General features: G+C 67.2%; 24 protein-coding genes. 11 read left to right on the plus strand and 13 right to left on the minus strand.

What is annotated here, in order from left to right:
- Positions 1-40 precede the first annotated feature (40 nt).
- From BN3385_RS04900 to BN3385_RS04940, 9 genes are all read right to left on the minus strand, one after another.
- Positions 41-943 carry an aldose 1-epimerase gene (locus tag BN3385_RS04900; RefSeq protein WP_059015489.1) on the minus strand — a complete coding sequence of 301 codons (903 nt, stop codon included), beginning with the start codon at positions 941-943 and terminating at the stop codon, positions 41-43.
- A gap of 9 nt (positions 944-952) precedes the next feature.
- Complete coding sequence (locus tag BN3385_RS04905; protein WP_082690377.1) at positions 953-1,195, minus strand: acyl carrier protein; 243 nt, start codon at positions 1,193-1,195, stop codon at positions 953-955.
- Positions 1,196-1,205: 10 nt separating this feature from the next.
- Positions 1,206-2,420: a dihydrolipoamide acetyltransferase family protein gene (locus BN3385_RS04910; protein WP_059015491.1), complete on the minus strand. Its 1,215-nt coding sequence runs from the start codon at positions 2,418-2,420 to the stop codon at positions 1,206-1,208.
- The gene (locus BN3385_RS04915; protein WP_059015492.1) at positions 2,417-3,394 is read right to left on the minus strand and encodes an alpha-ketoacid dehydrogenase subunit beta; all 978 of its coding nucleotides are present in this window, start codon (positions 3,392-3,394) and stop codon (positions 2,417-2,419) included. The genes BN3385_RS04910 and BN3385_RS04915 overlap by 4 nt, the downstream gene beginning before the upstream one ends.
- On the minus strand, positions 3,391-4,359 hold the full coding sequence (pdhA, locus tag BN3385_RS04920; protein ID WP_059015493.1) for a pyruvate dehydrogenase (acetyl-transferring) E1 component subunit alpha: 969 nt from the start codon (positions 4,357-4,359) through the stop codon (positions 3,391-3,393). Before pdhA ends, BN3385_RS04915 begins: the two co-directional genes overlap by 4 nt.
- On the minus strand, positions 4,356-6,143 hold the full coding sequence (acsA, locus tag BN3385_RS04925) for an acetate--CoA ligase (RefSeq protein WP_059015494.1): 1,788 nt from the start codon (positions 6,141-6,143) through the stop codon (positions 4,356-4,358). The genes pdhA and acsA overlap by 4 nt, the downstream gene beginning before the upstream one ends.
- Positions 6,144-6,150: 7 nt before the next feature.
- Entirely contained in the window at positions 6,151-6,408 is a 258-nt protein-coding gene (locus BN3385_RS04930) for a hypothetical protein (protein ID WP_059015495.1), read from the minus strand.
- Between the two features lie 94 nt (positions 6,409-6,502).
- Positions 6,503-7,672 carry an FAD-binding oxidoreductase gene (locus tag BN3385_RS04935; protein WP_059015496.1) on the minus strand — a complete coding sequence of 390 codons (1,170 nt, stop codon included), beginning with the start codon at positions 7,670-7,672 and terminating at the stop codon, positions 6,503-6,505.
- 80 nt (positions 7,673-7,752) lie between these two features.
- Entirely contained in the window at positions 7,753-8,421 is a 669-nt protein-coding gene (locus BN3385_RS04940) for a GAP family protein (RefSeq protein WP_059015497.1), read from the minus strand.
- A gap of 82 nt (positions 8,422-8,503) precedes the next feature.
- Here BN3385_RS04940 and BN3385_RS28525 point away from each other — a divergent pair, with 82 nt between their 5' ends.
- The 5 genes from BN3385_RS28525 to BN3385_RS04965 all read left to right on the plus strand — a co-directional run bounded on the left by BN3385_RS28525 (position 8,504) and on the right by BN3385_RS04965 (position 13,795).
- Positions 8,504-8,863, plus strand: a complete 360-nt coding sequence (locus BN3385_RS28525) for a hypothetical protein (protein WP_059015498.1) — start codon at positions 8,504-8,506, stop codon at positions 8,861-8,863.
- Between the two features lie 235 nt (positions 8,864-9,098).
- A complete protein-coding gene (locus BN3385_RS04950; RefSeq protein WP_231748631.1) occupies positions 9,099-10,373 on the plus strand; it encodes an FAD-binding oxidoreductase in 1,275 nt (424 codons plus the stop codon).
- A gap of 9 nt (positions 10,374-10,382) precedes the next feature.
- The gene (locus BN3385_RS04955; protein ID WP_082690378.1) at positions 10,383-11,363 is read left to right on the plus strand and encodes an antibiotic biosynthesis monooxygenase; all 981 of its coding nucleotides are present in this window, start codon (positions 10,383-10,385) and stop codon (positions 11,361-11,363) included.
- Between the two features lie 49 nt (positions 11,364-11,412).
- Positions 11,413-12,810, plus strand: a complete 1,398-nt coding sequence (locus BN3385_RS04960; protein ID WP_059015501.1) for an amidohydrolase family protein — start codon at positions 11,413-11,415, stop codon at positions 12,808-12,810.
- Between the two features lie 40 nt (positions 12,811-12,850).
- Positions 12,851-13,795 carry a putative antibiotic biosynthesis monooxygenase gene (locus BN3385_RS04965; RefSeq protein WP_231748632.1) on the plus strand — a complete coding sequence of 315 codons (945 nt, stop codon included), beginning with the start codon at positions 12,851-12,853 and terminating at the stop codon, positions 13,793-13,795.
- Here BN3385_RS04965 and BN3385_RS04970 read toward each other — a convergent pair.
- A complete protein-coding gene (locus BN3385_RS04970) occupies positions 13,789-14,109 on the minus strand; it encodes a hypothetical protein (RefSeq protein ID WP_059015503.1) in 321 nt (106 codons plus the stop codon). The two genes, BN3385_RS04965 and BN3385_RS04970, sit on opposite strands and share 7 nt — an antisense overlap.
- A gap of 152 nt (positions 14,110-14,261) precedes the next feature.
- On the opposite strand from BN3385_RS04970, the gene clpB reads away from it, so the two are divergent.
- A complete protein-coding gene (clpB, locus tag BN3385_RS04975) occupies positions 14,262-16,808 on the plus strand; it encodes an ATP-dependent chaperone ClpB (protein ID WP_059015504.1) in 2,547 nt (848 codons plus the stop codon).
- A 24-nt stretch (positions 16,809-16,832) separates the two neighbouring features.
- On the opposite strand, the gene BN3385_RS04980 is transcribed toward clpB, so the two are convergent.
- Positions 16,833-17,504 (minus strand): SDR family NAD(P)-dependent oxidoreductase, encoded by a 672-nt coding sequence (locus BN3385_RS04980; protein ID WP_059015505.1) that lies wholly within the window; start codon positions 17,502-17,504, stop codon positions 16,833-16,835.
- A gap of 108 nt (positions 17,505-17,612) precedes the next feature.
- On the opposite strand from BN3385_RS04980, the gene ttfA reads away from it, so the two are divergent.
- From ttfA to BN3385_RS05000, 4 genes are read left to right on the plus strand one after another with little or no spacing between them, the layout of a single operon-like run.
- Positions 17,613-18,401, plus strand: coding sequence for a trehalose monomycolate transport factor TtfA (gene ttfA, locus BN3385_RS04985; RefSeq protein ID WP_059015506.1), 789 nt, complete (start codon positions 17,613-17,615; stop codon positions 18,399-18,401).
- A gap of 19 nt (positions 18,402-18,420) precedes the next feature.
- Complete coding sequence (locus tag BN3385_RS04990; RefSeq protein WP_059015507.1) at positions 18,421-19,197, plus strand: SDR family NAD(P)-dependent oxidoreductase; 777 nt, start codon at positions 18,421-18,423, stop codon at positions 19,195-19,197.
- Positions 19,178-19,738, plus strand: coding sequence for an orotate phosphoribosyltransferase (gene pyrE, locus BN3385_RS04995; RefSeq protein ID WP_059015508.1), 561 nt, complete (start codon positions 19,178-19,180; stop codon positions 19,736-19,738). The genes BN3385_RS04990 and pyrE overlap by 20 nt, the downstream gene beginning before the upstream one ends.
- Positions 19,739-19,794: 56 nt before the next feature.
- Entirely contained in the window at positions 19,795-20,154 is a 360-nt protein-coding gene (locus BN3385_RS05000) for a PAS domain S-box protein (protein ID WP_197415170.1), read from the plus strand.
- A gap of 4 nt (positions 20,155-20,158) precedes the next feature.
- Here the strand turns inward: BN3385_RS05000 and BN3385_RS05005 are convergent, their stop codons facing one another.
- Positions 20,159-20,797: a TetR family transcriptional regulator gene (locus BN3385_RS05005; RefSeq protein ID WP_353612218.1), complete on the minus strand. Its 639-nt coding sequence runs from the start codon at positions 20,795-20,797 to the stop codon at positions 20,159-20,161.
- A 7-nt stretch (positions 20,798-20,804) separates the two neighbouring features.
- Positions 20,805-21,485, minus strand: coding sequence for a TetR family transcriptional regulator (locus tag BN3385_RS05010; RefSeq protein ID WP_059016405.1), 681 nt, complete (start codon positions 21,483-21,485; stop codon positions 20,805-20,807).
- 224 nt (positions 21,486-21,709) lie between these two features.
- On the opposite strand from BN3385_RS05010, the gene BN3385_RS05015 reads away from it, so the two are divergent.
- Positions 21,710-22,492: an FAD-binding protein gene (locus BN3385_RS05015; RefSeq protein WP_059015511.1), complete on the plus strand. Its 783-nt coding sequence runs from the start codon at positions 21,710-21,712 to the stop codon at positions 22,490-22,492.
- The last annotated feature ends 1 nt before the right edge of the window (position 22,493 follow it).

Genomic DNA, 22,493 nt, shown 5'->3' on the forward strand with positions numbered 1-22,493 from the left:
TTCGAGTAACACCCGGCGTGGGTTCAATCTCGTTGTGCTGTCAGGTGACGCGGATGGTGAAGGCTGAGATCGCCGGCCGGCCCGGCACCGCGGAGCGATAGCCGCCGACCCGCAGCGCATTGGTGGGGGCGGCCATCGGCTCGATGGCCACCACGTCCTCACCACCCGGCGCGAAAATCTGCGCCGCTGGGTAGCCCTGCTCGAACACGATCTCGATGCGGTGGTCCCCGCCCGACAAGGCGAACACCGCACCGGGCTCGACACCGTCGAAGCCGTCATCGAAGGTTTTGTCGCCCAACGGTTCCGAGAACGGGCCCCACTGCTGGGCCGCCCCGGTCGGGATTCCGGTGCCGTCCACCGGCAGGTGGCGTAGCGGCGGTGTCTGCAGCGTCCACTGCGCGCGCGGCACGTCCGGAATCCTGAAGTACGGGTGAAACCCGAAGCACAGCGGCACCGACGCCGCCGTCGTCGGTGTGACCGCCGTACGCACCGTCAGCGCCCGGTCGGCCAGTGTGACGTCCAGGGTGGCGATGTGCGGGAACGGGAAACTGGCCAGCAGCCTCGGCTGCCCGCCGAAGTCGAGATCGGCGGTCAATCGGTTGCCGGTCTGTTCGGTGACGAGCCACCCCGGATAGGCCGAGAGCACACCGTGGATGGGCAGACCGTTCTCGTCGGCGCGTACCCCGCCAACCCCGGGGGTCAGCGTCACCGCGCCGCCGTCGATGTCATAGGTATTGGCGCTCAACCGGTTTGCCCAGGGATAGAGGATGGGAATGCCCATCGTCTTGCCGTTGTCCAGATAGGCCTGTAGGCCGCGGCGCTGCCCGAGCAGCTCGACACCACCGTCGGACAGCGACGTGCAGATCATGCCCGCCGACGGCACGAAGGTGGCGGTGAGTGCGGAGGCGGGATCGCTCAGGATGACGGACGGCAGCTGGGCCATCGTCGAAGTCTAGCGATGGGAGCCGATGTAGCTCGTCAGGTCGTCGATGGTGCGCAGCGACTTGTACTCCGACTCCGGGATGTCGACCTCGAAGCGCTCATGCAGGCGCACCAGGAAGTTCAACCAGTCCATCGAATCCAGGTCCACCTGGTCGCGCAGCAGTTCGCTGTCGGACAGGTCGCCCTCCTCGACCTCGGGGGCGATGGCGAGCAGTTCGGCGACCACTTGATCGCGAATGTCGGCGGTACTCATCATGAGCTCCTTACAACTCTTCGGGCTGTTGCAGCAGCCGATCGATCTCGGCGAGGAATAGGGCGCCACGCGCGCCGTCGCTGGCCCGGTGGTCGGCGGCCAGGCTGGCCTGCACCGTGGTGGCCACCCGGATACCACCGTCGACCACCACCACCCGCTGGGCGGGTTTACCGAACCCGACGATCGCCACCTGCGGGGGATAGATGACCCCGAAGACAGAGTCCACCCCCTTGTCGCCGAGGTTGGTCAGGGTGATCGTCGGATCCGACATCTCCGAGCTGCGCAGCGAACCGGCTCGGGCGCGGGCCACCAGGTCGGTCAGATCGCGCATCAGTTCGTCGAGCTTCTTCTCGTTGACGTCGTGGATCGCGGGGGCGACCAGTCCGCCGCCGCGCAGCGAGATCGCCACGCCCACATGGACTTGCGACGATGCCTCGAATCCGTCGTCATGCCAGAACCCGTTGAACTCGCCGTACCGCTGGGCGGCCAGCGCCACGGCCTTCAGTTGCAGGACGGCAGCCAGCATCCGCTCGGTGATCGGTACCCCGGCGTTCTGCTCGGTGAGCCAGGCCAGCGCGGTGTCGAGGATGATCTCGTGGGACAGGTAGTAGTGCGGGATCTCGCGTTTGGAGCGGCTCATGGCCGCTGCGATGGAGGCCCGCATGGCCGCACCGCGTTCCCGGGCCTTCTGGGCCGCCGACTTGGGCTCGGCCGACTCGACGGGTTTCGGTACCGGCTTGGGCTTTTCGTGATGTGCCGTGGCTGCGGCGTGTTCGACATCGTGCAGAGTGATCGCGCCCTGCGGGCCGGTCCCGGTCAGCGTCTTCAGGTCCACCCCGAGGGACGCGGCGGTGCGCCGGGCCACCGGCGATACCCACAGTCGGTGCCCGACGGGCGCCTCGTGCGCGGTAACGGGTGCGGACGGCGTCGCGGCAGGCGTTTCCGTGCTAACGGCGGTGGGCTCGGCGGCGCGCGGCTGCGGAGTCTCGCCGGCGTCCAGGATCGTGGCCAGCGGTGTGCCGACGGCCACCGTCTGCCCGACCGGGACCAGCAACTCGCCGATCACACCGTCGTGCCAGCATTCGATTTCGACTGCTGCCTTGGTGGTTTCGACGACAGCGACGATCTGGCCGCGGCTGACTGTGTCACCCGGCTTGACCAGCCACTCGTTGAGGGTGCCCTCGTCCATATCGGCGCCCAGCGCCGGCATCGTGAAATCAATCAAGGGGCTTCCCCAAACAGTCCGCGCACTGCGGCCACAATCTTGTCCGGCTGAGGCAGTGCGGCTTCCTCAAGGTGTTTGGCATACGGGATGGGCACCTCGACGGTGCACACCCGGGCGATCGGTGCGTCCAGTTCGTAGAACGCGCCCTCGACGATCCGGGCGCTGATCTCGCCGGCCAGGCTGCCGGTGCGCCACGCCTCGTCGACGATCACCACCCGATGCGTCTTGCGCACCGAGTCCAGGATCGTCTCGTCATCCAGCGGCCGCAGCACCCGCAGATCGATGACCTCGCAGTCGATTCCGGACTGCGCGAGTTGCTCGGCCGCATCGAGCGCCTTGGGCAGGCATCCTCCGTAGGCGATGATCGTGACGTCGGAACCGCTGCGACGCACCGCTGCCCGGGCGATATCGGTCGGCGCCAGCGCCTCGACGTCGGCTGCGAGGTTGTACAGGCCGACGTGCTCGAAGATCACCACCGGATCCGGGTTGTCCAAGGCGGTGCGCAGCATGCCGTAGGCGTCCGCCACCGTCGCCGGTGCCAGCACGGTGATGCCCGGGATGTGGGCATACCAGTTCTCCAGGCTGTGCGAATGCTGCGCGGCCAGTTGCCGTCCGGCGCCGGTGGCCATCCGCACCACCAGCGGAACGGAGAACTGACCGTTGGACATGTGCCGCAGCGCCGAAGCGGTGTTCACGATCTGGTCCAGTGCCAGCAGGCTGAAGTTGACCGTCATCACCTCGACGAGGGGCCGCAACCCGCCGAGCGCGGCGCCGATCCCGATACCGACGAAGCCGAGCTCCGAGATCGGGGTGTCGCGGATGCGGTCGGGACCGAACTCCTCGAGCAGACCTTTGGACACGGCGTAGGTGCCGCCGTAGCGGCCGACGTCCTCACCGAGCAGCACCACCCGCTCGTCGGCGCGCATGGCGTCGGCGATGGCATCGTGGACCGCGCTGCGATAGGTGGCCTTCATGACGCCTGCCCGGTCATCACGTCGCGGGTGAGGGTTTCGACGCTTTCCAGCGTTCCGGCTTCGGCGTAGGCCACGGCGTCGGCGACCTCGGCGGCCACCGCCTCCTCGATGCCCGCGACGTCCTGCTCGGTGAGCAGCTCATGGGACAGGCACGCCTCGGTGAAGGTGCGGATGGGGTCGTGTTCGCGCCATGTCTCGACTTCGGCCTTGTCCCGGTAGAGCTCCGGATCGAACATCGAATGCGGCCGGAAACGGTAGGTGCGGAACTCCAGGAAGAACGGCCCGCCGTTGGTGCGGATGTGCTCGACGGCCTGCTGCATGGCGTCGTGACAGGCCAGCACGTCCATCCCGTCGGTGCTCGCCGACGGAATCCGGTAGGACTCCGCGAGCACCACCAGGTCGACGTCGGAGAGCTCCCGCTCGATGGCGGTACCCATGGCGTAGCGGTTGTTCTCACAGCAGAACAGCACCGGCAACTTCCACAGCTGCGCCATGTTCATGGTCTCGTGGAACGCGCCTTCGGCCATCGCGCCCTCACCGAAGTAGCAGGCGGTCAACTGGTTTCGGTTCAGGTAGGCGTCAGCGAAGGCCAGTCCCGCCGCGGTAGGCAGACCGCCGGCGACGATGGCGTTGCCGCCGTAGAAGCGGCGATCGGCGTCGAACAGGTGCATCGAACCGCCGCGCCCACCCGAGCAGCCCTCCTGCTTGCCGAACATCTCGGCCATGATCTTGGTCATCGGAATTCCGCGGAGCAGGGCGTGCGCGTGCTCACGGTACGTGGCGATTACGGCGTCCTGCGGGCCCAGCACCCGCAACGAGCCTGCAGCCACGGCTTCTTCACCGACATACAGGTGCAGGAAGCCGCGAATCTTGCCGGCGCTATACATCTCGGCGCACTTCTCCTCCATACGCCGCACCCGGATCATGTCGGTCAGCAGCGCGCGGGCCAGTTCGGGGTCGGTCACGCCTTCACCCCCGCCGGGCTTTCGACGGTGGAGATATCGCCCTCGGGCAGACCGAGTTCGCGGGCCTTGAGCAGCCGGCGCATGATCTTGCCGGACCTGGTGTGCGGCAACGAGTCCACGAAGTCGATCTCCTTGGGCGCGACCGCTGCTCCGAGCCGCTTGCGGGCGTGGCCCATCAGATCGCGGCGCAGATCGTCATCGCCGCTGTACCCGGACTTCAACGTGACGAACGCCTTCACGAGTTCGCCATAGGTGGGGTCGGGCTTGCCGATCACCGCGGCCTCGGCCACCGCGGGATGATCGGTCAGCACGTTCTCCACCTCGAACGGCCCGATCAGGTGGCCGGAAGCCTTGATGACGTCATCGGCTCGCCCGACGAACCACAGGTAGCCGTCGGCGTCTCGCTTGACCAGGTCACCGGACAGGTACAGCTCTCCACCGGGATCGGCGTGAAAACACTTGCGATAGCGCTCGTCCTGATTCAGGTAGCCGCGGAACATCGACGGCCAGCCCACCCGCAGGGCCAGTTCGCCCTCCACGTCGGGCGCATCGATGATGCTGACCGTGCCAGTCTCCTGGTCGTGCTCGACCACGCAGACGTCCACCCCAGGCAGTGGCCTGCCCATCGAGCCGGGCTTGATGTCGAAGGCCGGTGTGTTGGCGATCATGATGCCGCCGGTCTCGGTCTGCCACCAGTTGTCGTGAATCGGCAAGCCCAGCACCCGTTTTCCCCACCACACCGCCTCGGCATTGAGCGGCTCCCCGACGCTGGCGATGAACCGCAGCTTCGGGAAGCGATACTGGGCAGGCAATTCCGGGCCCGCCTTGATCAGCATGCGGATGGCGGTCGGGGCGGTGTACCAGACGGTGACAGCCTCGTCCTGCAGGATGCGGTACCAGCGCTCGGCATCGAACTCGGCCTCATCGATGATCGAGGTGACCCCGTGCAGCAACGGCGAGATGATCCCGTACGAGGTGCCGGTGACCCAGCCGGGATCGGCTGTGCACCAATAGATGTCATCGGGATGTAGGTCCAGCGCGTAGCGGCCGGTGATGTAGTGCATCGCGACCGCGCCGTGCACGTGCTGGGCGCCCTTCGGTGTCCCGGTGGTGCCGCTGGTGAAGTGGAGCAACGACGGGTCGGCGGCGGTGGTGTGCTCGATCGGCGCCTCGTCGAGTGCCTCGGCCATCAGGCGGTGGAAGTTCAGGGTGCCGGGGACGTCCTCGTCACCGACGACCAGGATGTGTTTGACCGACGTGAGCTGGTCGCGGATCTTGGCGATCTTGCGCTTGTAGATCGCCGCGGTGGTGACGATGACGTCGGCGGAGCCGATCGTGACCCGGGTGGCGATCGGTTCCGGGCCGAACGCCGAGAACAGCGGTGAGACGACGCTGCCGTTGCGCAGTGCCCCCAGCATCGAGACGTACAGCTCGGGGACCCGGCCCATGATGACGAAGACGCGGTCGCCCTTGCCGACCTGCAGCCCGCGCAGCACATTGGTGAACCTGCGGGTGAGCCGGCCCAGCTCGGCATAGCTGACGTCGTGGGTGACCAGGTCGGTGCGGTCCGGGACATCGGCGACGAACCGCAGCGCGGTCCGGTCGGCGTGCGGGCCCGCGGCATGCCGGTCGACGGCAGCGTAGGCGATGTTGCATCCGCCCTCGCCCATCCCGGCGCACAGGTCGGGGACCGCCGCCCAGGTGAACGACGCCCGGGTCTGTTCGTAATCGACGAGGTTCGGGGTGACGGTGAAGTCACTCGCCCCTTTGTGAATGACGTCCATGTTCCCCTCAGCGCTGTGGCGGTGTGAGCACGCCATCGCGGCGTGCGCGGCCGATGTTCGCCATCACCCGCTCGATGACGACGGCGTACGCGGCGCCGTCCTTGAGAATGTCCTGGCGGCCGTGGTGGCGCAGGTAGGCATCCAGCCTGCGCTCCAGCGAGTAGTCCCAGTACTCCCGCCCGGTGAAGGGCGAACAGAGGAATTGCCAAGCGACGGTGTCGAGTTCGCGGTCACCGGCTTTCCCAGCCGGACCCGTGGTCGTCATCCCAGCCCCTTCACTTCCATCCCCGGATGTGATGCTCGTCGCACCGGGAGCGGTTCGTAAGGGACCTAAGTCACGAAACTCGTGGCCGCGGGTCTCAACCCGAGAGCGGGTCGTGCTGGATCTGATCCGGCGGCGCGCCCTTGGCGATCAGGGCCTCGCGGGTGGCCCGCACCATGTCGGCACCACCGCAGATCAGGATCTGCCGATCACCCCAGCCGCCGTACTTGGTCACCACCTCGGGAAGGCGGCCGGTCTGGCGGACGTGCAGCCCGCGCGGCGGTTGCACGTCGGGGTAGTCCGCCGCCCACGGCGGGTCGGCGGGGTACTCCGAGACCGGTGAGACCGACAGCCACGGGCTGGTGGCGGCGATCTCCCACAGTGTGCGCAGGTCGTACAACTCGCAGGGGTAGCGGGCGCCGAAGAACAGGTGCACCCGCGGGTTGTCGCCGTACCGGCACAGGTCCATGATGATCGCCCGCAGCGGCGCCAAGCCGGTGCTGCCGGCCACCATCAGCACGTCGCCGGCCTCGCGGTTGACTTCCATCGCGCCGTGCGGGCTGGATAGCCGCCACCGGTCGCCGGGCCGGCATTCCGAGACCATCGCATTGCTGACCATTCCGCCCAGCACGGAGCGGACGTGGAATTCGATGTAGCCGTCCGGGTCGGCCGGCATGGCGGGGGAGAGGTAGCGCCAGCGCCGCGGCCACTGCGGAATCTGCACGTTGACGTACTGACCCGGGTGATACGGCATCGGGCGGTCCAGGTGCAGGCGCACGACCGCCAGGTCGCGCGAGACCCGGTGGTGTTCGAGCACGGTGCCGTCCCACCAGGCCGGACCGTCTTCGGCGTCGGCGGCCCCCGCCATGACGCCGGTGATGAGGTTGATCGCCTGGGTGGCGGCGTCGTCGACCGCGGTGGTCCAGTCGTCGATCAGGTGGCTGCGCAGGGTGCTGTACCAGGCGTCGCGCATGGTGACGTAGTGGTGCTCGGTGACCCCGTACTTGCGGTGGTCACGACCGAGTTGGGCCAGGAAGCTCACCGGGGCCTGTGCCCGCTGGGCCACGAATTCCCCGAACACCCAGTGCATGGCCTGGCCGAACGCGGCGCGCTGGTGATCCAGTTCGGGCGGGAACAGGTCGCGGACGTCGGGGTCGATCGCGAACCAGCGGGTGTAGAGCCGACGAATCAGCTCCCCGGATCCGGCCGCGTGCGGGTCCAGGGCAGCCTGCAGCACCCGCAGTGCGTCACGGTCCTCGAGGCCCACGGCCGCGATTTTAGGCGTGGTCGTAACGCCGGAGAAGACGGCGGCCGCCCGCCGCGCGGCCACTGAGCGCTGCGCGCGCTCTACAGGCCGTGAATTCCCTTGTACAGCACCATGACACCGATAACGACGAGGATGACCGCCACCAGGACGGCGTGCTTCTCCTCCATCCAGTTCTTCAGCCGGGTCAGCGGCTCGTCGAGCCGCTCGCCGGCCACCAGGTAGGCCAGTACCGGCAGGGCGACCGACGAGGCGGCCACGGCGGTGAACACCACGTCGGCGGTCCAGGCACCGGTGGCCCCCAGGCCCGCCGAACCGATGGCCAAACCGGCTGCCGCGCACATGAAGAGCACCTTGGGATTGACCACCGCGAGCACGATGGCGGTGACGAACGCGCGCGGCGGCTTGATGGTGGTCATCGACGTCAGCCAGGCCGGCGTGTGGGCGGAGCGGTTACGGGTGAACCGGCGGTACAGGCCGAACACGATGAGCGCGGCGCCGATCACGATCCGGACGTACGGTGCCCACGTCGGCTGTTTGTTGAGTCCGCCCAGGGCGTTGGAGATCCCCACGAACCCGGCCGTCAACCCGCCGATACCGACGATCCAGCCGAGCAGAAAGGCCAGACTGGTCGGCCGCGGGGCAGGCGTGTGCAGCATCAGGATGCCCGGGATGATCGACAGCGGCGACAGCGTGATCACGAGCGCCAGCGGGATGAGTTCGGCCAGCTCTGAGCCCAGACTGCTCGTCACGCGACGAACCTACCAATCCCGCACAGCTGGGCCGAGCAATTGTGCGTTTCCCCACTGGCCGCTGTCCGTACTATCACTGCCCGTGGAACCCGACAGCCGCGAGCACACCCTGGTGTATGCCTCGGGTGTCGCTGCGGTGCTGTTGCTGGCGATCCTGGTGTGGGCGGTGCTGCGCACTGCGGAGAGCTCGCAGAACCACACCCCTGACACGGTCCCCACGATGGTGCGCACCACGACCACCACCACGACCACGTCACGCACGTCGACCACCACGACGACCACGACGACGACCACCACGACGACGGAGTCCAGCTCCGTGACCGAGGAGTCCACCGAGAGCGCGGTCGAGATGGTGCCTCCGGAACCGAGCACGACGACGGAGACGACCACCAGCACCGACCCCAACATCACGACGACGCCGCCGATCGCCGGAGCCTTCTGATCACGCTGATCCCGAGCCAACAGGTGTCCTGCGGGTTAAGGTGTAGCCGGCCAACGTCGGTTCTGTTGTCCGCGGCTTCCTGACAGCGGGAGGGTGGGTGCTGACCGACGACCTGCCCGATGCGCTCTGCCGAGTTTTGCCCGGCCGTGTCCACCTCCCCGGCGCGTCCGGATATCTCGAATCCCTTCGGCGAGTGTTCTTTCCCGACGCGGCCCGGCGCCGACCCTCGTGCGTCGTGCATCCGCTCGATACCGCCGACGTCGCGGAGACGATGAAAATCGTGGCGGCTCACGGTGGGTCGGTCACGGTTCGGGGCGGTGGGCTGAGCTCCAACTGCGTGGCCGGCGGCGCGGTGATGATCGACCTCTCGGTGCATCTGGGATGGGTGCTTCCGCGCGCAGACGGTGAGACGGTGGCCGTCGGAGGCGGGGCTGTCGTCGGGTCCGTGCTGGATGGGTTGGCGCACACCGATCGCGTGATCCCGGTCGGTATCGCCGCGCTGGCCGGATTCGGGCTGGCGACCCGCGGCGGGGTCGGCTACCTGACCCGCAGCGTCGGACTGACCATCGATCATCTGGTCGAGGTCGAACTGGTGTTGCCCACCGGCGAGGTCGTGCGGCTGTCCGACGATAGCCACGGCGAGGAAGCAGAGCTGTGGTGGGCGGTGCGCGGCTGCGCGCCCTGTTTCGGGGTGGTCACCTCGGCGGTGATGCGGACTTGCCGCCAGGGACCGGTATTCGTTGATCGTGCGGTGGTGGGGTTGGCGGCCCTACCCGCCTACTTTGCCACCGCGCCTGGCCTTTCCCGCCACACCACCATGGGCGCAGTGCTCGGCTACGTCCCGGACGGTACGGACCAGTCCGACCCGGTGCTGTTCGTCTACACGGCATGCCGCAGCGGCAGTGACTCCGACATCGCGACGGCGCGGGCCGCGACCACCGCAGTGACATCTGCCGCACCGACGACGTATCGGAATGAGACCGTCGGGCGGTATCTGAGTGGGTTGCCGGAATTTGCGATTCCCGGGTCGAGAGGCGAAGAGCCCCAGCCGATCAGCATTCCGGCCGACGATTCGGACCGCGGCTGGTTCTACGGTAAGTCGGTGTTCTGCGGGCCGACACTGGGGGAGGACGTCGCTGCGGCCCTCGAGGACGCGATCCGCTCGGCACCCACCCGCGCCTGCCGCATCGACTTTCAGCACACCGGTGGTGCGCTGGCCGACATACCCGACTCCGACACCGCGTTCTGGGGTCGCGGCGGCGAATGGAACGTCCCGCTCAATGCCATCTGGCAGAACCGGGAAGACGGCGAGGCGTGTTACGACTGGGCACGCCATACCCTGTCGGCCCTGGCGGCTGACACGATCGGCGTCTACAGCGTTGAACTGCGTCCGGGTTTTTCGGAGACCGAGCGTGAGGTCGAACTTGCCTTCGGTGCAAATCTCGCTCGGCTGCGCGCTTTACGCGATCGGACCGACCCGGGCCGTCTTCTCAGCACCCAACCGTTGTAGGCGCCGATGATGGAGAAAGGTGCTGTGGCCAAAGACAATCCGATCGGTGATATGGCGACCCTGATCACCCGCCAGCGTGTCGTCGACGGTCACGACGAGGACTACCGGCGCTGGCAGGACCAGTTCAACACCGCCGCCGCAGGTTTCCCCGGTTTCGCGGGCTCCGAGGTGACCGCACCGGCCGATGGTCAGTCGGACTGGATCGCGGTCTGCCGGTTCGACACCGTCACACACCTGCAGGACTGGCTCAACAGCGCGACCCGGCTCGAGCTCATCGACAAGGGCAAGCGTTGGTTCGACGGACCGGGAACGGCACAGGTGGTTGCGCCCGGCGGTCAGCAACTCGAATCGGTCGTCACGGTGGTGATCAGCCATCAGGTGGCCCCGGAACGGGTCGCCGAGTTCCTGAGCTGGCGTAAGCGAATCGATGAAGCGCAGGAGGGGTTTCCGGGTTTTCGTGGTTCGGAGCTTTTCCGGCCGCCCGACAGCACGTCGCAGGAGTACACGATCGCCTACCGCTACGACTCGGCCCGTTATCTCGACGCGTGGCTGGAGTCACCGGAGCGCGCGGCGCTGCTCGGTGATGCCGAACAGTTCGGTGATTTCACCATGCGCAAGATCGATCACTCGTACGGCAACTGGTTCTCCTTCGGCGGTGCGAACCAGCCGCCCCCGTCGGACTTCCGGACATCCATCGCGGTGTGGCTCGGCCTGTACCCGACGGTGGTGTTCCTGACGTTGTTGACGGCTCCGCTCGGGATGCCGCTGTGGCTGGGGATGCTCGTCGGAAACCTGTTGTCCAGCTTCGTGATGAGCTATCTGACCATGCCGTACTACGTCAACCCACTGCTGGCGTGGTGGCTCAAACCTGCTGCGGCACAGCGAAATCGCAGCAATGCCGTGCGCGGAATCCTGCTGGTCCTGGGCGTCAACGCGGTCTGGGCGCTCATCTTCTACCTCTGCACCGTTCACTTCTGGACACTGCCGTGAGGCAGTGGAGTTTTTGGCACAAGCGCGAAATGCGAGCAAGGAACAGACAATGACCTCACACGTCCACTACGGCCACATCTTCCACCTGGCCGGCAGCCCCACGATCACCGAGGCTGCCGACGCACTGGTATCCATCCCCGACGGCGCGCTGGTCGTCGGCGATGACGGCAGGATCCTCTTCGTCGGCGAGCGGTCGCAACTACCGCAGCAGTATGAGTCGGCCACGGCACATGACCATCCGGGTGGCTATCTGCTGCCCGGCTTCGTCGACGCCCACGTCCACTTTCCCCAAACCTATGCCGGTGACTCCTACGGCGGTGGTCAGCTTCTGGAATGGCTGACGCTGTGCATCTTCCCTTCCGAGGCCAAGTTCGCCGACCCGGAATTCGCCGCCGAGGCCGCCGTGGAATTCACCAAGCGGCGGATCGCCGCGGGTACCACGGCCGCGATGGTGTTCGGCTCCCCGTTTCCCCACGCTCAGGACGCACTGTTCAGCACGACGCTGAAGGCCGGGCTGCGGATCGTCTCCGGGCGCGGCATCCACACCCGCGGGCCGGACAGCGCCGAGCCGTTGATCACCTCCGAGGAGGATGCCATTCGGCTGACCCGGGCCGAGATCGAGAAATGGCACGGTGCTGATACCGGGGACGTCAGCACCGCGCTGCTGCACGTCGCGATCGTGCCGCGGTTCTCGCTGGCGGTGACAACGGAGACGTTGAAGAATCTCGGTGAGCTCTACGACGAGTTCCGCGACCAAGGTGTCTACTTCCACACCCATCTGAACGAGAACGACCGTCCCGGTACCGGCGAGGTCGCCGTGACAAAGCAGGATTTCCAGGTCAATTCGTACCTGGATACCTACGACGGGAAGTTCTTGCCGGGATCGGCGGTCGGCGGAAAGAGCCTGCTGGGTCGTCGGTCCATCCTGGCGCATTGCGTGCACTGCCAGGACGTCGAACTGGAGCGGATGGCGCAGACCGGTACCTCGATCGCGCACTGCCCGGTGTCGCAGCTGTTCCTGGGCTCGGGCACGATGCCGTGGAAGCGCACCGTCGCCTCCGGCGTGAACATCGCGGCGGGAACGGATTTCGGTGGTGGCGACGAATGGTTGATCCCCCGCGTTCTGGGCGACGCGTTCAAACAGCACATCACCGAGCCTGGCGATGACGGGGTGTCGATGCACCCTGCCGAAATGCTGTTCATCGGAACATTGGGCGGTGCAAGGGCTCTCGATATGGAGGACCGTTTCGGCAACTTCGATCTGGGTAAGGAAGCCGACTTCGTGGTCGTGCAACCGGCCGGCGCGCTGGAGGGCCTGCTGCGTAACGCCGTCCGCTCGGAGGACGCCGAGCTCGCGCGGGATCAGACCTTGTTCGCGCTCCTGATGGGTATCCGTGAGTCATCGGTGGCCGAGGTGTACGTGAAGGGCAACCGCGTCACCCTCTAGATCGGGTCACGCGCCGCTGCGAGGTGAGATCCTGACGGGCATGAGCTCAGCCATGGTCGTCACGATCTTCCACCCGACCAACGACGAACCCGGTTTCGCCGCGTGGGCCGCAGAACTACGGGCCACCGCGCCCGACGCCACCGACTTCCGGATCTCGGTCCTGGGTGAGCCGCATCTGGACTGGGGGATCGCGGTCGGCTTCGCTGCCGAGCAGGCCCTGCACGACTGGCTGGATGGCGAGCCCCGGCGGTCCGTGCTCACCGGTGGCGAGGCGCGCGGAATTCTTCGCGCCACCGCCGATCTGGTGATCACCGAGGGCGACGGTGTGCCATCGGGCGTGGGGCTGTTCCGGCACACCGTGTCAGCCGGTCGGCAAGCCGAATTCATCTCCGCCGAAGCGCAATTGGCGCAAGCCACGGCACACTTCGGCGGCTTCGAAGGCTGCTGCACCTTCGCCCCGGATTCCGGTGGCGAGTCGATGTCGGTGCTGCGGTTCCGGACCGATCATCAGCTCTCGACCTGGCTGGGTTCCGCCGAGCGGATCGAGGCGCTCGGGCCGTTGCGGTCAAGTCTGACCGGGGAGTTCTCCGTCGTGTCGGCGACCACCGCGTTCGGCACCACGGTCCGCACCGTCAACGGGCGCACGGCGATCACCCCGAAGTGGAAGACCGCCATGCTCATCCTGTTCGTGCTCTATCCGACGGTGATGCTGCTGTCGCGGTTCCTGGGCCCCCTGCTCTATGGCACCGGCGCCCCGCCGTGGCTGGTGGTGTGGCTCAGTCAGGTGGTCAGCGTCGCGGCCCTGCAGTGGCTGCTGATGCCGTGGGCGGGCCGGCGGTTCCGGATCTGGCTCGACCCGGTCGACGGCGCGGGGCCACGCATCAGTGTCCTCGGCGCCGCGGTGCTCGTCGGCGGCTATCTGCTGACGCTGGGTGTGTTCGGCACCGTGCAGTGGCTGCAGTACTGGGACTATGCCCGTCACTGACGCCGACCTCGCTCGGTGCGCTTGAGTGTCCACGCCGGCACCCAGTGCGTGACGGTCTTGCGTTGGGAGCCGTAGGCGATCTCGTAGGTGACCAGGCCCCACCAGTCGCCCTGTTCGCACAATCCCCAACAGCTCAGCGTTCCTTCGACGACCTTGTGCATCTGCAGGCCGTGCGGGTGGTAGCGGCCGGTGCGGTGAGGTTCGCGCGGGAACAGCACGGTCAGGTCGACGAGCACCGGCAGGGGAGGGCGCACCTGACGGAACGGCGGCCGCACCGGCTGGCCGTTGTATCCGATCGAGGTGAGCTCACCCACTGATCGATCATATGTTCGAATGATCGACGGGAAAACAGATGTCGGAAGGCCCTACCGCCGGCTGGCTGAAATTTCGTAGACTTGAGCGGAACAGACTCAAGATTGACGGCGTTGTAACTCCCGACAAGCTTTCTAGAAGAAACGGAGGTGTCGTGGACTCTTTCAACCCGACCACCAAAACCCAGGCGGCCCTGACCGCCGCGTTGCAGGCTGCCAGTGCCGCCGGTAACCCGGAAATCAGACCCGCTCATCTGCTGTTGGCGCTGCTCACGCAGGCCGACGGCATTGCAGGACCGTTGCTCGAGGCCGTCGGCGTCGACCCGGCCGTGATCCGTACCGAGGCTCAGCGCCTGGCCGACCGGCTGCCCACCAGCAGCGGGGCGACCTCGCAGCCGCAGCTCTCGCGCGAATCGCTGGCCGCGATCACCGCTGCCCAGCAGCTGGCCACCGAGATGGACGACGAGTACGTCTCCACCGAACACCTGATGGTCGGACTGGCCACCGGTGACTCCGATGTCGCCAAGCTGCTCACCGGGCACGGGGCGTCGCCGCAGGCACTGCGGGAGGCGTTCGTGAAGGTGCGCGGCAGCGCCCGCGTGACGAGTCCCGACCCGGAAGCCAGCTACCAGGCACTGGAGAAGTACTCCACCGACCTGACCGCGCGGGCCCGCGAAGGCAAGCTCGATCCGGTCATCGGCCGCGACAACGAGATCCGTCGCGTCATCCAGGTGCTCAGCCGGCGTACCAAGAACAACCCGGTACTCATCGGCGAGCCCGGCGTCGGCAAGACCGCCATCGTCGAAGGCCTGGCGCAGCGCGTCGTGGCCGGTGACGTGCCGGAGAGCCTGCGCGGCAAGACCGTCATCTCGCTGGACCTCGGGTCCATGGTCGCCGGTGCGAAGTACCGCGGTGAATTCGAGGAGCGTCTCAAGGCGGTGCTCGACGACATCAAGAACTCGGCCGGGCAGATCATCACCTTCATCGACGAGCTGCACACCATAGTCGGCGCCGGTGCCACCGGCGAGGGCGCGATGGATGCCGGCAACATGATCAAGCCGATGCTGGCCCGTGGCGAGCTGCGGCTGGTCGGCGCGACGACTCTCGACGAGTACCGCAAGTACATCGAGAAGGACGCCGCGCTCGAGCGCCGCTTCCAGCAGGTACTGGTCGGTGAGCCCTCGGTGGAGGACACCGTCGGCATCCTGCGCGGCCTGAAGGACCGCTACGAGGTGCACCACGGCGTGCAGATCACCGACTCCGCGCTGGTCGCGGCGGCGACCCTGTCCGACCGCTACATCACCAGCCGGTTCCTGCCGGACAAGGCCATCGATCTGGTCGACGAAGCCGCGTCCCGGCTCCGCATGGAGATCGACTCCCGTCCGGTCGAGGTCGACGAGGTCGAGCGGCTGGTCCGCCGGCTGGAGATCGAGGAGATGGCGCTGGCCAAGGAAGAGGATGCTGCCTCCAAGGAGCGCCTCGAGAAGCTGCGTGCCGAGCTGGCCGACCTTCGGGAGAAGCTGGCTGAGCTGACCACCCGGTGGCAGAACGAGAAGAACGCCATCGACGTGGTGCGTGAGTACAAGGAACAGCTGGAAGTGCTGCGCGGCGAGGCCGACCGGGCCGAGCGCGACGGCGATCTGGCCAAGGCCGCCGAGCTGCGTTACGGCCGCATCCCCGAGGTCGAGAAGAAGCTCGACGCCGCACTGCCGCAGGTCGAGGCCCGCGAGGCCGTCATGCTCAAGGAGCAGGTCGGACCCGACGACATCGCCGACGTGGTGTCGGCGTGGACCGGCATTCCGGCCGGCCGGATGCTCGAGGGTGAGACCGCCAAGCTGCTGCGCATGGAGGAGGAGCTGGGCCGGCGCGTCGTCGGACAGAAGAGCGCCGTGCAGGCGGTCTCCGACGCGGTGCGCCGCAGCCGGGCCGGGGTCGCCGACCCCAACCGGCCGACGGGTTCGTTCCTGTTCCTCGGCCCGACCGGTGTCGGCAAGACCGAGCTGGCCAAGGCGCTGGCCGATTTCCTGTTCGACGACGAACGGGCGATGGTCCGCATCGATATGAGCGAGTACGGCGAGAAGCACTCGGTGGCCCGCCTCGTCGGTGCCCCGCCCGGGTACATCGGCTATGACCAGGGCGGTCAGCTCACCGAGGCGGTGCGGCGACGCCCGTACACCGTGGTGCTGTTCGACGAGGTCGAGAAGGCCCACCCGGACGTGTTCGACGTGCTGCTGCAGGTGCTCGACGAGGGCCGGCTGACCGATGGTCAGGGCCGCACGGTCGACTTCCGCAACACCATCCTGATCCTGACCTCGAACCTGGGTTCGGGTGGATCCGAGGAGCAGGTGATGGCGGCGGTGCGGGCGGCGTTCAAGCCGGAGTTCATCAACCGTCTCGACGACGTGCTGATCTTCGACGCGCTGAACCCGGAGGAACTGGTCCAGATCGTCGACATTCAGTTGGCTCAGCTGCAGAAGCGGCTGGCCCAGCGTCGCCTGGAACTGCAGGTGTCGCTGCCGGCCAAGGAGTGGCTGGCCCAGCGTGGCTTCGATCCGCTCTACGGTGCCCGGCCGCTGCGCAGGCTGGTCCAGCAGGCCATCGGCGACCAGCTCGCCAAGCTGCTGCTGGCCGGTGACGTGCACGACGGCGACGTCGTGCCGGTCAATGTCAGCCCGGACGGCGAATCGCTCATCCTGGGCTGAGCGGTCAGCTGGGGCTGACCTCGGTCAGAAGGCGCTGCTCGGTACGTCGGTGACGTCACCGAGCAGCGCCGCGACGATCCGCTCGGCGACCGCGTCGGGGTCAAGCCCGGCCGGCAGCCGCGGTGGATCGCCGGCGATGGCCCGATCCGCCAGACCGGTCTCGGTATGCGGGGGTCGGACGTCGACGATGCGAATCTTGCGTCGCCTGGCCTCGGTGCGTGCCGCGGTGAACAGCGCCGCCGTCGCCGCCTTGACCGCGGAGTACACCGCCATGTTCGGCATCGGCCTCTCGGCAACTACCGCGCTGATGCCGAGGATCACCCCGCCCGGTTCCAGCACGGGAAGGGCGGCGCGCATCACCCGCAACGGCGCCAGGAAATCGACCAGCACCAGGTCATCGACGGTGTCGTCGTCGATGTCAGTGAGCGGGCCGAACGCCACCACGCCAGCAGCGATCACCACCCCGTCGAGGCGGCCGTGCTGCGCACGGGCCGCCTCGACGACGCTGCGCCCGGCATCGGGGTCGCGGAGGTCGGCGGTCACGGAGTGTGCATCGCCGATCGCGGCCAGTGCGGCGGCGTCGCGTCCCGTCACGGTTAGGTCCGCTCCCCGGTCGGCCAGCAACCGTGCGATCCGCGATCCCAGCGCACCGCTGGCCCCGACGACGAGGTAGGCCTTACCGGACAAGTCGGTCATCCGGCCAGTATGCGTGGCCACCGTCGATGGCAGATCCGGGAAAAGGTGACCGGGTTGTGACCCATTCGGATTCGGACCGGACAGCCGCAAGCGGATACTCTTGTCGCAATGGTTCCGTTCTGGTTCACGCTGTCCGCACTCTGCTTTGTGGGTGCGGCGGTGCTGCTGTACATCGATATCGGCCGTCGCCGCGGTCTCGGCCGACGCCGCAAGTCCTGGGCGCGCTCGCACGGGTTCGACTACGAGCCCGAGTCCAACGAGATCGTCAGCCGCTGGACACGCGGCGTGATGTCGACGGTGGGCGAGGTCACCGCGCGCAATGTGGTGCTCGGCCAGATTCGCGGTGAAGCGGTCTACATCTTCGACCTCGAAGACGTCGCCACCGTCATCGCCCTGCACCGCAAGGTCGGCACCAACGTGGTGATGGACCTTCGGCTCAAGGGCATCGCCGAGCCGCGCGAGAACGACATCTGGTTGCTCGGTGCGATCGGTCCGCGGATGGTCTATTCCACCAACCTGGATGCCGCCCGGCGCGCCTGTGACCGCCGGATGGTCACCTTCGCCCACACCGCACCGGATTGTGCGGAAATCATGTGGAACGAGCAGAACTGGACCCTGGTCTCGATGCCGATCACGTCCAGCCGCGCCCAATGGGACGAGGGTCTGCGCACGGTGCGGCAGTTCAACGACCTGCTGCGCGTGCTCCCGCCGCTGCCGGCGCAGGCCGCGCTCACCCAGTCCGCCGGCCGTCGTAACGCCTCGCCCGGACGCCCGCTGGCACCGGCCGGCCGCCGCGAACTGCCCACCGGCCGCACCGACGCCCCGCCGCCGCTGCGCCCGCAACAGCCGCGCGGTTCCAGCCAGGCCGGCACCCAAGCGCCCAATTACCAGCGCTGAACTCCGATAGGGTCACGGCGTGTCCCGTCCTGTCGCCCTTGTCACCGGGCCGACCTCAGGTCTCGGTGCCGGCTATGCCCGCCGGTACGCCCGGGACGGCTATGACGTGGTGCTCGTCGCCCGCAATCGGCAACGGCTGGACGATCTCGCCGCCGAACTGCGGGCTGCCCACGGGGTGGATGTCGAAGTCCTGACCGCCGACCTGGCCGAGGCGGCGGACCGTGCCGCGGTGGCCGACCGGCTGGCCGCAGGCGTTCAGGTCCTGGTGAACAACGCCGGGTTCGGTACCTCCGGCGAGTTCTGGACCGCTGACCCCGCGATGTTGCAGGCCCAGCTCGACGTCAACGTCACCGCGGTGATGCAGCTGACCCGGGCCGCGCTGCCGCCGATGCTGGCCGCCGGATCCGGCAGGGTGATCAACATCGCCAGTGTTGCGGGGCTGCTGTCCGGTCGGGGATCCACCTATTCGGCCTCCAAAGCCTGGGTGGTGTCGTTCACCGAGGGACTGGCCAACGGCCTGGAGGGCACCGGGGTCAGCATCCACGCGGTGTGCCCGGGATTCGTGCACACCGAGTTCCACGAGCGTGCCGGCATCGACATGAAGTCGATCCCGAACATCATGTGGCTCAACGTCGATGACGTTGTCGCCGAAAGCCTCGCCGACGTGGCGAAGGGCAAAGTCATCAGCGTCCCCGGCCTGCAGTACAAGGTGCTGACAACCGGTGGGCGCCTCGTTCCGCGCGGACTGGTCCGCGCGCTCACCAAGGGATTTGGACGTGGCCGAGACCGCACCTGAACTCAACTCCGAACAGCGCGCCGAGCTGGCCCGGTTGGTCCGGGAGCTGTCGGTGGTCTTCGGCCGGGTCACGCTGTCCTCGGGTAAGGAAGCCGACTACTACGTCGACCTGCGCCGGGCCACCCTGCATCACCAGGCCGCCCCGCTGATCGGCCGGCTCATGCGCGAACTCACCAGCGACTGGGATTACGCCGCGGTAGGCGGGCTGACCATGGGTGCCGATCCGGTGGCCGCTGCCGTCATGCATGCACCGGGCCGTCCCATCGACGCCTTCGTCATCCGCAAATCGGCCAAAACCCATGGGCTGCAACGGCAAATCGAGGGTGCCGATGTGGTGGGCAAGCGAGTCCTGGTGGTCGAGGACACCAGCACCACCGGGGGTTCGGCCCTGACCGCGGTGCGTGCGGTACGCGATGCCGGCGCCACGGTGGTCGGTGTCGCGACCGTGGTGGACCGGGCGACGGGTGCCGCCGAGGCGATCGAGGCCGAGGGTGTGCCGTACCGCAGCATCCTCGGATTAACCGATCTCGGCCTGGCCTGAGCCGGGATAATCAGGCCATGGAGCGGCGGGCGCAGGGGCGGGGTGGCCAGTCTCCGCTGGAAACCCTGCAGCAGATGCCCGCGCTCGTGGTGCTCGAACGGCTGCCGGTGCCGGTGCTGGCCGTCGGCGAGGACGGCACGATTCTGTTCGCCAACGCCGCTTTCGGGGCGATGCTCGGCTATGCCGTAGCGGACGTGCTGACGATGAAGTTCGACGACATCTTCGGCGTCGCGCCCGACGAATCGGTGGTGTCGGTGGTGCGTGCCCATGCCGATCTGCTGGTGGAGTTGCAGCACGCCGATGGCTCGACGGTGCGGGCGAAGCTGAGCCGGTCCGCGCTGTTGCGCGGAGACGACCCGGTGGCGCTGGCGACGTTCCAGGACCTCACCGAACAACTCTGGGAAGCCGAGAAGTAGGCCGTTAGCCGCGTTGGGCGTCGCCCGGGCTGAAGCGCACCGACTCCCGCCCCAGGTACTGGCGGAAGTACTCCAGTGACTCGTCGGACGCGATCGAGGGCAGCAGCATCTGCCAGACCCAGGTCAGTCGCAGCAGCATGTCGGCGCCACTGGACAGAGCGGTGGACAGCTGTTCCACACCCAGCAGCACCGCGATGATCGTCTCGGCGACGATGTCGGGGTCGGCCCCGTCTCGCAGGTCACCTTCCTCGGCCGCCTTGTGCGCCTGTCCGGCGACAACCGTCGTCCAGTCCCGATAGGTCTGCGCGCCGGCCCCGGTGAATTGGCCCAGTGCCCTGGCCAATTGGCGTCCGATCCGCGCCAGCCGGTCATTGGCGATCAGTCCGAGGACCACGAACGAGCCGTGGATCATGTTCTCCAATGCCGGCGACGATGAGCTGGCAATCTCGCGGAACGCGCCGATCACCCGGCTGGTCGCTTCCTCGATCAGCGCCGCGGCCAGTGCTTCCTTGGAGTCGAAGTGGTAGTACAGCGCACCCTTGGTGATCTCGGCTCGTTCGATGATGTCACCGAGACCTGTTGCAGCGAAGCCGGATTCATCGAAAAGCTCGACAGCGGCATCGAGGATCCTGGTGCGTGTCACCTCCGCTCTAGCTTGGCGTCCCATCGTCCTCCCGTCCCCAGTTCTTCACCGCATGCGTCGTCCTGCGCTTGATGAACTGGCTGAAGTAGCTGATGCGGTCCGGTGTGGCGAAGCCGGGCAGGATCAGGTTCCAATTTCGTTCCATATTGCGTAGGAACTGGTCGACGTTGTTGAGTTCGGTGGTCAGCCGGGTGCCGGTGTAGACCGAGATGATCAGTCTCGCAATAACTTCGGAATCGACATGCTCGACAATGTCGCCTTCCCGGATGGCGCGATCGACCGCAGCCGTCATCCCCTTGACCCATTCGTCGAGCCGTTGCGACTGCACACCTTCGATCCGGCCGACGGAGTCCATCAGGTTCAGTCCGGCTCGGCCGACGTCGGTGGTGTAGTCCTGGGCCGCAACCAGATAGACGATGTCGATGATCGTCTCCAGACCGGAGAGCCTGCGGCCCATGATCTCGGCGATCGAGGCCCTGGTCATCGCCGTGCGTTCCTCGATGATGGCCTCGGCCAATGCGTGCTTGGAGCGGAAGTGGAAGTACATCGCCCCCTTGGTCACCTCGGCGCTGGCCAGGATGTCGTCCAGGCTCACCGAGCTGTACGCCTTGGCGGCGAACTCGCGGCACGCGGCGCGCAGGATCTGCGCGCGGGTCGTGTCGACCGCCTTGTCGCCCAGCTCCGTCACCAAATGAATCCATTTCATCCGACCCCGCCGCCTGTCGATTATGGCAGCACGGCCGACCCCTGACCCGTTTCTCCGGGTGTTTCCCATCTAGAACATACGAAATCATGATCGGACATGACTGTAGGTCATGTTCATGAGCTAAAATCAGCGGAAAAGTATGCAATACTCTTTCGGTGCGTACTCTCGGTTCGGGGTCCGAAGGTGGCTATTCCAGGTTGGCGGAGATGACGGCGGACGATCAGATCGGACAGTTCTCTGATCTGTACTGGGATGACGTGGTTGACGTCATCTGTGCGGGCAGTGGTCCCGGTGCACTGGCGCAGGCGATCCTCTGCGCTGATCTGGGCCTCAACGTGGTCCTAGCCGATGCGGTGAACGCGGCCGACCTCGCCGACGACGACACCCTGGCCTACCTGCAGGCGATGATCGACGACCTCGGGCTGGCGGGTCGGGCTCCGCAGAATCTGGAGGTTCCGCTGACCCGTGCGGTGCCCGAACCGCCGCCCAGCCCGAAGAAGGGCCGGCATGCCACCGTGGCACCGTTCGTGGGTTCGAGGCTGCGGGACTGGGCCGCGCACTGTGCGGCGTCGCCATTCGGCGTGATCTACAGCGCCGTGCCCGACGGGATGACGCCGATGCGTACTGACGCAGGACAGGCGATCCGTGCGGCGGTGCTCGGCGCCTACCGGCCCGACGCCGACCGGCCCGGACCCGGGTTGGCGGACTGGCTGGCCGGACAGGTCCGGGAGCGCGACATCCTTAGCGAGGGAAGCGGTCTGCAGAGGCTGATCTTCGAAGATGGCCGGGTGGCCGGTGCTGCCCTCGAGGGGCCGTCGGGTACCCGACTGGTGCGGGCGCTCGACGGTGTGGCACTGTCCACCGGGCCGACCCCGGGCGGCGCCGAGTGGCCGTCGCAACCCGACCTGCGTGATATCGAGGTACAGGTCGCGGTCGTCAGCCGTGCGGCCAGCCGGTTCGGCAGAGTCGAACTGCTACACGTCGGCTGAG

It is taken from the genome of Mycobacterium sp. M26 (assembly GCF_001494595.1).
Taxonomy (GTDB): Bacteria; Actinomycetota; Actinomycetes; order Mycobacteriales; family Mycobacteriaceae; genus Mycobacterium.